At 48.2% G+C, this 12,284-nt stretch carries 17 protein-coding genes and 1 pseudogene; 3 read left to right on the forward strand and 15 right to left on the reverse strand.

Features of this window, described 5'->3' with window-relative positions; translation table 11 throughout:
• Position 1 precedes the first annotated feature (1 nt).
• The 14 genes from Q0460_RS02300 to infA all read right to left on the reverse strand — a co-directional run bounded on the left by Q0460_RS02300 (position 2) and on the right by infA (position 8,378).
• A complete protein-coding gene (locus Q0460_RS02300) occupies positions 2-853 on the reverse strand; it encodes a polyprenyl synthetase family protein (protein ID WP_299084334.1) in 852 nt (283 codons plus the stop codon).
• Between the two features lie 319 nt (positions 854-1,172).
• Positions 1,173-1,502 (reverse strand): YbaB/EbfC family nucleoid-associated protein, encoded by a 330-nt coding sequence (locus tag Q0460_RS02305; protein ID WP_299084337.1) that lies wholly within the window; start codon positions 1,500-1,502, stop codon positions 1,173-1,175.
• A gap of 2 nt (positions 1,503-1,504) precedes the next feature.
• Positions 1,505-1,852 carry an aspartate 1-decarboxylase gene (panD, locus tag Q0460_RS02310; RefSeq protein ID WP_299084340.1) on the reverse strand — a complete coding sequence of 116 codons (348 nt, stop codon included), beginning with the start codon at positions 1,850-1,852 and terminating at the stop codon, positions 1,505-1,507.
• A 17-nt stretch (positions 1,853-1,869) separates the two neighbouring features.
• Complete coding sequence (locus tag Q0460_RS02315) at positions 1,870-3,180, reverse strand: UDP-N-acetylmuramoyl-L-alanyl-D-glutamate--2,6-diaminopimelate ligase (protein ID WP_299084343.1); 1,311 nt, start codon at positions 3,178-3,180, stop codon at positions 1,870-1,872.
• A complete protein-coding gene (locus Q0460_RS02320) occupies positions 3,158-3,706 on the reverse strand; it encodes a histidine kinase (protein WP_298026507.1) in 549 nt (182 codons plus the stop codon). Before Q0460_RS02320 ends, Q0460_RS02315 begins: the two co-directional genes overlap by 23 nt.
• Positions 3,696-3,962, reverse strand: coding sequence for a NifU family protein (locus tag Q0460_RS02325; protein WP_005869869.1), 267 nt, complete (start codon positions 3,960-3,962; stop codon positions 3,696-3,698). The genes Q0460_RS02320 and Q0460_RS02325 overlap by 11 nt, the downstream gene beginning before the upstream one ends.
• A gap of 506 nt (positions 3,963-4,468) precedes the next feature.
• On the reverse strand, positions 4,469-5,029 hold the full coding sequence (locus Q0460_RS02330; protein ID WP_299084350.1) for a L,D-transpeptidase family protein: 561 nt from the start codon (positions 5,027-5,029) through the stop codon (positions 4,469-4,471).
• A 30-nt stretch (positions 5,030-5,059) separates the two neighbouring features.
• Complete coding sequence (rplQ, locus tag Q0460_RS02335) at positions 5,060-5,416, reverse strand: 50S ribosomal protein L17 (RefSeq protein WP_005869862.1); 357 nt, start codon at positions 5,414-5,416, stop codon at positions 5,060-5,062.
• Complete coding sequence (locus Q0460_RS02340; RefSeq protein WP_177387178.1) at positions 5,417-6,442, reverse strand: DNA-directed RNA polymerase subunit alpha; 1,026 nt, start codon at positions 6,440-6,442, stop codon at positions 5,417-5,419.
• Positions 6,443-6,453: 11 nt separating this feature from the next.
• Entirely contained in the window at positions 6,454-7,080 is a 627-nt protein-coding gene (gene rpsD / locus Q0460_RS02345; RefSeq protein ID WP_005869858.1) for a 30S ribosomal protein S4, read from the reverse strand.
• Positions 7,081-7,098: 18 nt separating this feature from the next.
• On the reverse strand, positions 7,099-7,491 hold the full coding sequence (rpsK, locus tag Q0460_RS02350; protein WP_177387174.1) for a 30S ribosomal protein S11: 393 nt from the start codon (positions 7,489-7,491) through the stop codon (positions 7,099-7,101).
• A 10-nt stretch (positions 7,492-7,501) separates the two neighbouring features.
• Positions 7,502-7,870, reverse strand: a complete 369-nt coding sequence (rpsM, locus tag Q0460_RS02355; protein ID WP_005869856.1) for a 30S ribosomal protein S13 — start codon at positions 7,868-7,870, stop codon at positions 7,502-7,504.
• 3 nt (positions 7,871-7,873) lie between these two features.
• A complete protein-coding gene (gene rpmJ, locus Q0460_RS02360; RefSeq protein WP_005869855.1) occupies positions 7,874-7,987 on the reverse strand; it encodes a 50S ribosomal protein L36 in 114 nt (37 codons plus the stop codon).
• 172 nt (positions 7,988-8,159) lie between these two features.
• A complete protein-coding gene (infA, locus tag Q0460_RS02365) occupies positions 8,160-8,378 on the reverse strand; it encodes a translation initiation factor IF-1 (protein ID WP_005869854.1) in 219 nt (72 codons plus the stop codon).
• Positions 8,379-8,567: 189 nt separating this feature from the next.
• Here infA and Q0460_RS02370 point away from each other — a divergent pair, with 189 nt between their 5' ends.
• Both Q0460_RS02370 and Q0460_RS02375 read left to right on the forward strand, forming a co-directional pair.
• Complete coding sequence (locus Q0460_RS02370) at positions 8,568-9,440, forward strand: neutral zinc metallopeptidase (protein WP_299084354.1); 873 nt, start codon at positions 8,568-8,570, stop codon at positions 9,438-9,440.
• A 215-nt stretch (positions 9,441-9,655) separates the two neighbouring features.
• Positions 9,656-10,086 (forward strand): annotated as a pseudogene (locus Q0460_RS02375) (VOC family protein).
• Positions 10,087-10,832: 746 nt separating this feature from the next.
• Here Q0460_RS02375 and bcp read toward each other — a convergent pair.
• On the reverse strand, positions 10,833-11,360 hold the full coding sequence (gene bcp, locus Q0460_RS02380) for a thioredoxin-dependent thiol peroxidase (protein WP_299084359.1): 528 nt from the start codon (positions 11,358-11,360) through the stop codon (positions 10,833-10,835).
• A 365-nt stretch (positions 11,361-11,725) separates the two neighbouring features.
• Here bcp and Q0460_RS02385 point away from each other — a divergent pair, with 365 nt between their 5' ends.
• Positions 11,726-12,274, forward strand: coding sequence for an NAD(P)H-dependent oxidoreductase (locus Q0460_RS02385; RefSeq protein WP_299084362.1), 549 nt, complete (start codon positions 11,726-11,728; stop codon positions 12,272-12,274).
• The last annotated feature ends 10 nt before the right edge of the window (positions 12,275-12,284 follow it).

The following is a 12,284-nucleotide window of genomic DNA, read 5'->3' on the forward strand; positions in this document are numbered from 1 at the left end:
TTCATCCTTTCAGGTATTTTTCTATCAAATTTAAAACCAAATCGCGCAGGCTTTCGTCATAGCCGCTCATAGCGTCGCCTACCTCGTCTATTAGGCGCTGCTTGTAGCTCCTTGCGCCCGCAAGACCGAGTAAATTTACGAAGGAATTTTTCGCGCCATCCGCTCCTACGGGCTTGCCTGCGCTTGCCTCGTCGCCCGTAGCGTCGATGATATCATCCTCGATCTGAAATATGAGACCTAGCTTTAGCCCGATTTTATAAAGCTCATGCGCGAGCTCGTCCTTTAGCCCGCCGATTATGGCGCCTAGCTCAAACGCCGCTGCGATCAGCGCGCCCGTTTTGTGCAGATGCAAAAACTCAAGTTCGTTTTGCTTTAACGGGCTGTTTTCAAAACGGCAATCGATCGCCTGACCGAGTACCATGCCGCTACTGCCTGCATTTCGCGCTAGAGTTTTAATGCATTTTATCTTAATCTCGTCGCTTAGGTTTGCGTTCGCGGCGATCAAAAATGCGTCTGTATTTAGCGCATCGCCCACCAAAATCGCCGTGACCTCGTCGTATTTTTTATGCAGGCTCGGCCGTCCGCGGCGCAGATCCGCATCGTCCATCGCGGGCAGATCGTCGTGTATGAGCGAGTAGGTGTGGATCATCTCAAGTGCCATCGCGATCGCCAGCGCGCCCTCAAAGCGCCGCTCATCCACTGCCGAGACGACGCCTAGTAGCAGCTGCGCGCGAAAATGCTTGCCGCCCGCCTGCAGCATGTAATTGAGCGCCTCCTCGAAGTAGGGATGAAAGCTCGGCGCCTTCAGTTCGTTTCGCTTCAAGTAGTCTTTAAATTTTTCTAAAATATCCATCAAATTCCTATCGCATGGTTGGGCTTTAAAGCCGCTTTTTGTGCCCTTGTTCGGCTGCTTTTACCTTGTTTGTATTTATCGGTTTTTACGCTCATTTTACTTGTCGCGCTCGCACTTTTTATTGCCCGTTTTATGACATTTAGCTGCGTCTTGCGTACCGTTTAAATTTTATCTCTTTTGTGTTCGCGCAGAGGCAAACGATCGAAACACGTCACAATCGCCGCTTTTAAATTTTAAACCCTCCGATCGGCTGTTTGGCAAATTCTAAGACTATAAAATTTTAAAATTTTATCCGACCGATCTGTTCAAATTTACCGCCTCAGCCTTTATCGCCAAGTAGATCGCCTAGGCTGCCGAGCCCTCCTAGCATGGACGCTGCTGCGCCTTTCTTTTCGTTTTCGACGAGTTTTATCGCGTCGCCTATCGCGGAAATTAGCAGGATCTGTAAGCTTTCCTTGTCGCTAAAAAGGCTGTCGTCGATGCTTAGATCGAGCACCTCGCCCGCGCCGTTTAGCCTGATAGCGATCATGCCCGCGCCCGATTTTACGGTAAATTCCTTGCGCGCATTCTCCTCCTCGATCTGCTTAGCCTTGGCCTGCATCTGATCGAGCATTTGCCCCATTTTCGAAAAATCCATTCCTTCGAACATCTTTACTCCGTTATTTGGTTTTTTTCGTTTACCTGCACGATTTTAGGCTTAAAGCTTCTTGCTTTTTTGGCGCTCATCTGTGCGTAGGCTACGATGATGACGACGTCGCCGACGCAGACTTTGCGCGCGGCCGCGCCGTTTAGGCAGATCTCGCCCTTTTTCTCGCCGCGGATCACGTAAGTAGCGAAGCGCTCGCCGTTATTGACGTTTAGAATTTCGACTTTTTGAAACTCTCGCAAGCCTGCGGCTGCGATGAGCTCGGGTCCGATCGTGACAGAGCCTACGTAGTTTAGGTTGGCGTCCGTCACGCGCACGCGGTGGATTTTGCTTGATAAAATTTCGATTTTCATCGGCCGTCCTTTAAAATTTAGTCTAAATTTGACTCGCCTCGCACCGCGACGAGCTCGCTTACGACCTGTTTGTCGTTGAAAGGATGCTTCACGCCCTTGATCTCTTGATAGGTCTCGTCGCCTTTGCCCAAAATAGCGATCATCTCGCCGTTTTTGGCAAGATCTAGCGCGCGCGCGATCGCCTCTTTGCGATCCGCGATCTTTAAAATTTTATCTTTTCGGCACATACCGGCGCAAATTTGCTCGATTATTTCGTCGGGATCCTCGCTGCGCGGGTTATCGCTCGTAACGATGCAAATTTTAGCAAAGTGCTCCGCGATAGCGCCCATTTTCGGACGCTTGCCGTGGTCGCGATCGCCTCCTGCGCCAAAAACCGCGATAATCTCGCCGCTTGCGCGTAGCGCGTTTAGCACCTTTTCGATGCCGTCGGGAGTATGAGCGAAATCAACGATTACAAGCGGATTTTTATTTACGATCTGCACGCGACCCTCGACGCCGCCGAAGTTTGTCAGGGCTTTTGCGATCTCCTCGTTCGGCAGCTTGGTTAGAATTTTAACCGCCGCAAACGCCGCTGTAAGGTTGTAGAGATTAAACTCGCCGATAAGATCGCTCTGAAGCTGCGCATTATCGCCGTTTGGAGTGCGCACGAGCGCGTCGATACCGCCCTTTAGCCCGTATCCGCTCACGCCGAAGCTCGCGGCGTTTTTGATGCCGTAGGTAAGGGCGTTTGCGGGGTTAAATTTAATATGTCCGTCATCGGCATTTATGAGCTTTGGCGCGTCGTCGGCGAAAAATGAGCTCTTGACCGCAGCGTATTCTTGCATGCTGCCGTGATAATCGAGATGATCTTGACTTAAATTCGTAAAAATTTTAAGCGCAAATTTTAGCCCTTCTATGCGATTTTGCGCGATCGCATGCGAGCTTACCTCCATGACGAAGTACTCGCAGCCCTGCTTGCCGGCTTCGTAAAGATAGCTCATCGTCTTAAAAACTGAGCTCGTCGTAAGCCCCTTTTCGTCGATCCTGCGCTCATTTATAAAGGCGCCGCGCGTGCCACTTAGACCGCAGCTAAAGCCTAGATCCAGTAGCGTAGAATAGATCGCCGCCGCGGTCGTCGTTTTGCCGTTCGTACCGGTGATGCCTACGATTTTGATGCGCGGATCGATCTTTAAAAGCACCTTTGCTTGCGCGATAGAGATGATCTGCGCACCTTTTTGCGACGCTTCTGGTTCAAATTTAGCGTTCGCGCTCGTGCGCATAAAAAAGCAGCCTGCCTCGCACTCGGCGGAGTTATCGGTGATAAAGCTATTTTCGAGTCGTATTTTCATGATTTTTGATTTTTTGCATTAGCGCTTCGAAGCGTTCATCGCCTGCATACGCGGCAGCCGAGCTCTCGACGTAATTAAGCCCCATTTCGTAGTAGCCGTTTTCTATCAAATTTTCTAAAAATTCTATCATCTCGGTTTTATCTGAAATGGCGATTTTGGAGGAAAAAATGATCGATTCGAAGGCGTCTTTAAAGCCTCTTTGACCTACCGCGCGCATAAAATCGGCATAGGCAATGACTGCAATCTCGTCCTCGGCGCCGGGTTCAGAAGCCGCTTCGTTCGCGATCTTTTCATTGATGGAGTTTAAAATTTTAAAAAGCTCCGCAGTTTGAGTTTTGGGGCTGAGGTTGTAAAAATCAAAGAGCATAAGCGCCTCTTCGCGGTCTGCCAGCGCGGTCTGGCAAAGTTCAAGCAAAAATAGAATTTCCTCCTCGCCGCTTTTCTCGTAGGCGAGCGAAAAATATAGCTTCGCAAGCTCGAATTCTCCGCGCGAAAACGCCTTTAGCCCCAGTTTTTTATAGTTCAAACTCTTCGCCTTCGGGGATGTTTACGACGCTAAGCTCGGGGTGAATATCCATGCGAAGCTGGCGCTCGACGCCGTATTTTAGGGTCTGTGAGCTCGCCGCGCAGCCGTGGCAATGTCCGGTAAGGCGGACATAGACGACGCCGTTTTTTATGCCTAAAAGCTTCATATCGCCGCCGTCGTTTTGCAGCATCGGACGGATCAGCTCCAAGCTATCCTGTACCGGGGCTAGAAGCTCTTCGTCTGTAAATGGTATCATTAAAATTCCTTGTTTTGATTTTGGCGAATTATATCCAAAAGCGATAAAAAAAGGCTTATCGGGGATGAAATTTAATCTGAAATTTTGCGCGAGGACGCGGATTTTGCGTAATGGATCGCAAAGAATTTTATACGCCATGAACGGCGAGCCGCGATTTTAAAATTTTATCCATTCGCAATGACGAAGTATGCAAATCATCGGGCTTGCGTATATTTAAATTTAGACTATTTGCGCTATAAATTTGGGATGAAATTTCAGCCAGACCGAGGGCTAAATTTGAGATGAAATTTTTGAGCGGTAGGTAAAATTTAAGGCGGAACTGTCTAAATTTAATTAAGACAAGCGCCGATACGATTAAATTTTATAAAAACAGACTCCGAGTTTAATCGTAAATTTCACGACTACAAAAGCCCGGGCGGCGAATATTGTTTTGAAGCTCGCAGATGAAATTTACGCTACGTTTTATATCGATCGCGGCTGTGAAATTTTAGCGCAGGCGCGTGCAATCACGGTAAAATTTCTATCGGCGTGCCGATTTTCACGTGTTCAAAAAGCTCGTCCATATCGTCATTGACGAGCGCTATACAGCCCTCCGTCCAGTCGCCGAACGCCGCGATACTCTGCCCTAGGTAGCTGAATTTGTTCGGTAGCCCGTGGATTTTGATATCGCCGCCTGCGCTCTTGCCGAGGGATTTTGCGTGTGCTACGTCGGCTTTATTCGGATAGGAGATGCCTAAATTTAGATGATACGCCGAGTTCGGATTTTTGCCGTTTATGGTGTAGTTGCCCTCAGGGGTTTTGCCGTCGCCTTGAACTTCTTTGTGTCCTTCGGGCTCGCGTCCGAGGGCGATTTTGTAGCTTTTCGCGACGCCTTTTGAGGTTAAAATTTCAAGAATTCGTTTGGATTTATAGACGCGGATTTTAGAAATTTGCTCACCGCCCAATGCCTGCTTTAGCGAAATTTCAGAGTTGATCGTTTCGATGTTTTTATAACTAAGGTAATTATCCAATGCCCACGCCAAGCCCGCAGCGATGATAATAAGCGGAAGTAGAATTTTAAATTTCATAGAAGAAATTTCGGGAGTGATCCCGAAATTTTATTTGCTGATTAGCTCGATATAAGCCATCTCTGCGGCGTCGCCCTTGCGAAGGCGGGTTTTGATGATGCGAGTGTAGCCGCCGTTTACGCCTGCATATTTTGGAGCGATCTCGGTGACCAGCTTATTTGTCGCAGCCTTATCTTGAAGCGCCGCGAAAACAAATCTATGCGCCTCGCTGTCGCCTTTTCGCGCGCGAGTAATCAATTTTTCGGCATAACTTCTTAGCTCTTTTGCCTTAGGAAGCGTAGTTTCGATCTTGCCGCTAGTAACTAAAGCGATGGTTAAATTTTTAAGCAGGGCGGCACGGTGAGACGAAGTGCGCCCTAGCTTCCTATATCCGTGATTATGTCTCATTTATTGTCCTTCATTCTTTTGTCTTTGAGCCTTCAGCTCGTCAAGCTTACGTTTTAGCTGCTCTTTTTTATCGCCGAGCTCTTGGTTGCCGATAGGATAACCGATCTCCTCCATTACGGCTTTGATCTCCTCGAGCGATTTTTTTCCTAAATTTTTAAGGTCTTTAAGCTCGCTCTCTTCCATAATCGCTAGCTCGCCGATAAATCTAATATCCGCGCGATCCAGGCAGTTAAAGCTTCGCGCGCTTAAGCTTAGATTGCTAACGCTCTCAAAAAGCTTTGCAAACTCGGAATTTGCAGGGATCGCTCTACCGAAAGTATCCGCAGCACTGATATTTACGATACCTTTGAAAACCGCCAGCTGCTGATACATCGCCTCAAGTGCGTTTTTAAACGCATCTATCGCGCTGATCTGACCATCGGTAGTGATCGTAAAGACCACCTTTTCGTAGTCAGGATTATCCTCTACAAAGACATTTTCGATGTCGTAAACAGCCTTAGTTACCGGGGTAAAAAACGCATCCAACGCGATGAAATCAGCGTCTAAATTTTCTCTGATCTCTTCGCTTGGGACGTAGCCGATACCCTTTTCGATGATGAGCGTAAATTTAAGATCGGCATCCTCGTTTATCGTAGCTAGATAAGCGCTTGGATTTACGATCTCTACGGCGTCGTTATTTAGGTCGCTGCCGTAAATTTCTTTAGGTCCTTTGAAGCTGTATTCTACGACCTCGCGTAGGGAATCGCCCTTGATTTTAAACCTTAAGCCCTTTAAATTTATGATAAAAGCCGCCATATCCTCGAGCATACCGCGCATGCTGTCGAATTCGTGGCTTACGCCTTCGATTTTAACCGCGGTCGGCGCAAAACCGACCGTGCTCGTATAAAGTAACCTTCGTAAAGGATGAGCTAGAGTGACGGCATATCCCGTTTCAAAGGGATACGCTATGATTTTAGCAACATTTTCGCTGACATTCTCAACCTTTATTTCAGTTGGCATATGAGCTGATGTTGTGATTTTTCTCATATTAGCACCTACTATTTCGAGTAAAGCTCTACGATAAATCTTTCCTCTACAGGAATAACAACTTCTTCTCTCTCTGGAACTCTAGAAAAAATTCCGTATCTTTTCTCTTTTTCTACATCTACCCACGCTACGATGCCGGTCTGTGCCGTAAGATCCAGCGCTCTTGAAATTTGCGGGTTATTTTTGCTCTTTTCGATCACTTCGATCTTTTGTCCTGCGCGGACGGAGTACGAAGGAATATCGACGCGCTTGCCGTCTACTAAGATATGTCCGTGCGTAACGAGTTGGCGCGCAAATCGTCTAGTCGTAGCAAAGCCCATGCGGTAAACGACGTTATCTAGCCTCTGCTCTAAAAGCTGAACCAAAATCGCTCCCGTGTTGCCCTCTCTGCGAGCCGCTTCGGCAAATAGCCTGCGGAACTGCTTCTCGCTTACGCCGTACATAAATTTAGCCTTTTGTTTCTCGCGAAGCTGTGAGCCGTATTCGCTTAGTTTGGCGCGTCTTTGTCCGTGCTGACCCGGAGCGTAAGGGCGTTTTAAAAGCGCGCTCTTGCCCGCAAGCCTTCTCTCGCCTTTCATAAATAGATCGACGCCGAGCCTTCTTTCTAATTTTTCAACCGGTCCTGTATATCTAGCCATAAATTTCTCCTTTTATAATTACACGCGACGTCGTTTAGGCGGTCTGCAACCGTTGTGCGCAAGAGGAGTGATATCTTTGAAATATGTAACTTTAATCCCTTCTACGCTACCTACGCTTTTAACGGCGGTCTCGCGTCCACTTCCCGGACCCTGAACCTTGACGCCTACCTCTTTGATGCCGTGCTCTTTGGCTTTGTTTAACGCGTCCTCGACGGCTTGCTGCGCCGCATAAGGGGTGGATTTTTTGCTGCCTTTAAAATTTAAAGCGCCCGCACTGCTCCACGCGATCGCGTTGCCCATCTCGTCCGTTACGGTAATCATAGTGTTGTTAAACGTAGCGGAGATGTAAACTATGCCTTTGGCGATATTTTTTCTGACGGTTTTTTTCTTAACTACTTTTTTTTGTGCCATATCTCAATCCTTATTTAGCTGCCGCACCGACGGTTTTGCGTTTGCCTTTTCTGGTTCTGGCGTTCGTTTTTGTTTTTTGACCGCGAACAGGAAGGCCCTTTCTGTGTCTTAAGCCGCGATAGCCGCCCAAGTCCATAAGCGCTTTTATATCCATAGCCACTTGTTTGCGAAGATCGCCTTCGACCATATAGTGCTCTTGGATCTCTTTTCTGATAGCGGCGGCTTCATCTTCGCTCAGATCGGCGACTCTTTTATCGTAAGAAATTCCTGCCGCATCGAGAATTTTTCTCGACGTAAATAAACCTATACCGTAGATATAAGTTAGTCCGTATTCAATCCTTTTTTTCTTTGGTAGATCTACACCTGCGATACGAGCCATAACTTATCCTTGTCTTTGTTTATGTTTTGGATTTTCACAAATAACGTGAACAACACCTTTGCGCTTGACAATTTTACATTTGTCGCACATTTTCTTAACGGATGGACGAACTTTCATTCCACTCTCCTAAAATTTTCTCCACTTTAAATGCAAACTGCACCTAGGTTTAATGAAATTTCAAAAGCGAAAGTATCAAACCAACTGTTTTCAAAATAGTGGGGATTTTGAAAACACTTCTTCCTACAGTTTAGTTGCAAAATCGCGAGTATATCTAAATTTAACTTTATCCTTACTTATAGCGGTAAGTGATCCTGCCTTTATCGAGGCTGTAAGGGGTCAGCTCGACTTTTACGCGATCGCCGGGCATTATCTTGATGTAGTGCATCCGCATCTTGCCCGCGATATGGCATAAAATCACGTGTTTGTTGTCCAGCTCGACCTTAAAAGTCGCGTTCGGTAGCGCTTCTATGACGTTGCCGTCGATCTCTATGACGTCGTCTTTTGCCACAAATTCTCCTTTCTTTTAAATTTAAAAAGGGCGATTATATAGAATTTAAAATTTTAAACAGCTTAAAAGAAATTTAAAATAAGCAAAATTTCAGATTTATTTCGCTACGCGCGCAGTATTTTGTAAAAGCAAAACGGCGCTCTTTTTAAAATTTTAGTATAATGGCTCAAAAAATTTTAAAGGAAAAACATGAAATGGCAAGACGGCAGACGAAGCTCAAACGTAGAGGATGACCGCGCAAGCAGCATGCGCACGAGCTCGGGCTCACTTGGGATGCTGATTCCGATCATTAGGTTTTTGCTCGGCTCAAAGATCGGGCGTATAGTGCTCGTAATCGGCGTCGTAGCGTATTTTATGGGCTATAACCCTTTGGCGCTTTTAGACGGAGGCGCCAGCACGCAAAGAGAGCCGACCGATAGCCCGCAGGAGCAAGAGAAGCTCGCCTTCGTCTCGGCGGTGCTAGCCCAAACCGAGGACGTTTGGGGCGAGATATTTAAAAGTGCGGGCGCACGCTACGAGGAGCCCGGGCTTCGGCTTTTCCGCGATCAGATCGCAAGCGGCTGCGGTTTTGCGAGCGCGCAGACGGGGCCTTTTTATTGCCCGAGAGACCGTAAAATTTATCTGGATCTCGGATTTTTCGACGAGCTTGCGAATAAATATAAAGCGGGCGGCGACTTCGCGCAGGCCTACGTCATCGCGCATGAAGTGGGGCATCACGTTCAAAATTTAGTCGGCACGCTGGAGCAGATCGCCACTCTAAAAAGACGCGCTCGCAGCGAAGCCGAGCAAAACGCGCTTCAGGTCAAAGTCGAGCTGCAGGCGGACTGCTACGCTGGGGTCTGGGCGCATTATCTCGCAAAAACAGGGCGCGTGCTGGAGGCGGGCGATATCGACGAGGCGCTAAATGCCGCCAGTGCGATCGGCGACGATACGTTGCAGCGCAAATTTAGCGGTCGCGTCGTGCCCGATTCCTTCACGCACGGCACCTCGGCGCAGCGCAAAGAGTGGTTTAAAAAGGGCTTAGCGGGCGGAAATCTAAAAGCCTGCTCGTTTGAGCCGTAAGGCGCGGGCTTTGAGTTAGCTTGTGGGCTAGATAAGGCGGCTTAAATTTTAAAATTTAACGCCGAGCTTGGAGGCGGAATTTTAGAATTTTAATGATCGGCGATTAAAAAGCTCGGACGGCGCGCTCGGCTAGTGCGACGACGGCTTATTTGAGCGCAGGCTCAACTACGGCATAAGAAACCAAAATAGATACGTTAAAATTTATGGAGGCTAAAATGAATAAAATAACCTGCGTCTGCCTAGGCGTGCGAAGCATGCAAAGGGCGCTGAAATTTTACAGAGACGGCCTAGGATTTAAGACGGATTGTAAAGACGACGACCCGTCGGTATGCTTTTTTAATACGCCGGGGACCAAATTTGAGCTCTATCCGTTAGACGCGCTGGCGCGAGATATCGACGAGAACGATCCGCCCAAGGGCAGCGGATTTGGCGGCATCACGCTAGCCTATAACGTAAAAAACAAAGAGGACGTGGATAGCGTCATAGAGCTAGTAAAAAAGGCGGGCGACACCATCGTCAAGGAGCCCAAAGATACGTTTTGGGGCGGATACCACGCGTATTTTGCCGATCCGGACGGGTACTACTGGGAGGTTGCTTGGGGGGACCCGGTTTTAAATTTGACGAGGACGGGCTGCTCAAATTTTAGATCAAAATTTCTGCGGCCGAGGCTTATTCGGAGGCGCCGAAGCCTTTGCGCAAACATGTAAAATTTAAACTTAAAATTTTATTGCAAATCATCGGGCGGATTTTTGGCTCGTATAATTTGCGGCACCGTTTTTTTCGCGCTTTTCTCTAAACATCAAGCGAAATTTTACTTGCCGATACGATCTGCGGCGCGGATTTTGCGCGAGGATAAAATTTGTGTATCGCACCCCGCCCCGTTTCTTTATCGGCGTTCAGCGACTCTAACCGTACCCGCCGCGCTGTTTTACTCGCGCTCGCAGTACCGCTTTGCTCGCATCACATGCCGCTACGCAAAGCAAGAGAGCGGATATTTTGCGGCGTTTTTGTCCGTGAGCGCGGCGAGGAAAAAGCGATAAGTTCCTAGAAGCTTTGCGCGGCAGCCTCTTTCAAAAACCGCTTGTTTATGAGCGAATTTTCGATGTCGGGGTGAGCTAGAATGATTAAGTTTTTCATATTTTTCCTTTAAAATTTTGGTTTGGGGCGATAAAATTTGCCGCTAAAATCGCGCTTGCAGCTCCGCTTCAAAATTTAATTTTCAAATGAGAAGCAGAATTCTGAGGCAAAATTTCAAAGCCAAATTTTAATGCCGAAGCTTCGACGCTTAAATTTTATGCCGAAATTCCGTAGCAAATTTCAGCGCATAAATTTCATAATTAAAGCTTAGCGCTCAATGCGCCGGAGTTCTGCTTCAAAATACCACTTAGCGCTTTATTTCCCCGCAGCTAGCAGATCCGCGAGTACCTTTGCGGCGTGATCCTTTGCCTTGACGCTTTTATAGACCTTTAAAATTTTACCGTCCGCACCGATCAGAAAGGTTGAGCGCACGATGCCTAGATACTCGCGCCCGTAGTTTTTGCGCACCTGCCACGCGCCGTATAGCTTGGCTACCTCGTGCTGCGGATCGCTCAGCAGGATGTGCTTTAGGCTTTGCTTGGCGATGAAGCCCGCGTGGGATTTGGTGCTGTCGGGACTGATGCCTACGATCACGCAGTCTGCGGCGATGAAATCATCGTACGCGGCGCTAAATTCGCACGCTTCGGTCGTGCAGCCGGGGGTGTTATCCTTGGGGTAAAAATACAGCGCGACCTTTTTTCCCGCAAAGTCCTTTAGCGCGACGCTCGCTCCGTCGGCGTTTTGCAGCGTAAAAGCGGGCGCTACGTCTCCCGCTTGCAGCGTGATTTTGCGCTCGCGATCCTCTGTGCTGAACTCGTCTTCGATCTGTGTTTTTCTCTGCATATCGTGTCCTTTTTTTTGAAATTTTCGGGCTCGTAGCCCAAATCGCGGCTAAATTTTAATCTTTTTTCATAAATTTATCCTTGTTTGGATGAAATTTTGCCCCGCGTCGCAGCTGCGCGCGATCGGGTGGATCGTAAGCAGATCGTTTTAGACAAGAGCGGGCTAGGGGCTTGCTTTGCGACACGCGTAAAAACATTTTGTAGCGCGTGCTTTGAGGTAGTATGTTACGAGAGCGCCTCGTATCTATCGTACCACGCAAATCCAGGTTCCTCACAAGCAAAATAACGCTCGTTTTCACAACTCCTCTTAATCTACTCTTAGCTTTTTAACGATATGATTCTACAAATTTTAACAAAGGATACAACATGAAAACGCTCGTGATCTTATCGCATCCCAATTTCGCCGCCTCGCGCGTGAACAAAGCCCTATCGCAGGTCGCAAAGGGCGCTGCCGGCATGGAGGTGCGTCATTTGGAGGGACTTTACGGCACTGATACTGCGCGTATAGATGCTCGCACAGAGCAAGACGCGCTACGCGGCGCGGATCGCATCGTATTTTTGTACCCGATGTACTGGCTAAACGTGCCGCCTATGCTAAAAGCCTATATCGATATCGTCTTTTCGCACGAGCTGGTGGGCTCCGGCGCGCTTAGGGGCAAGGTCCTGCAGCTCGCGCTAAGCGCTAGTACGCCGCTTAGCGAATACTCCAAACAGGGCGCGATCGGCTATAGCATGGATGAAATTTTAACTCCGCTTAAGATCGCGGCAAACTACTGCGGGATGGAGTTTGTCGTGCCGTTTATCAGCAGCGGGTTTGAGCCCGGCGAGTTTGGCGACGATGCCGTAGAGGCTGCAGCCGCACGCTTCGGCAAACTTTTACGAGGCGAACTAAGCCCCGACGAGTATCAAATTTAGCAAAGCAAAT

The organism is uncultured Campylobacter sp. (assembly GCF_937980635.1).
Classification (GTDB): Bacteria; Campylobacterota; Campylobacteria; order Campylobacterales; family Campylobacteraceae; genus Campylobacter_B.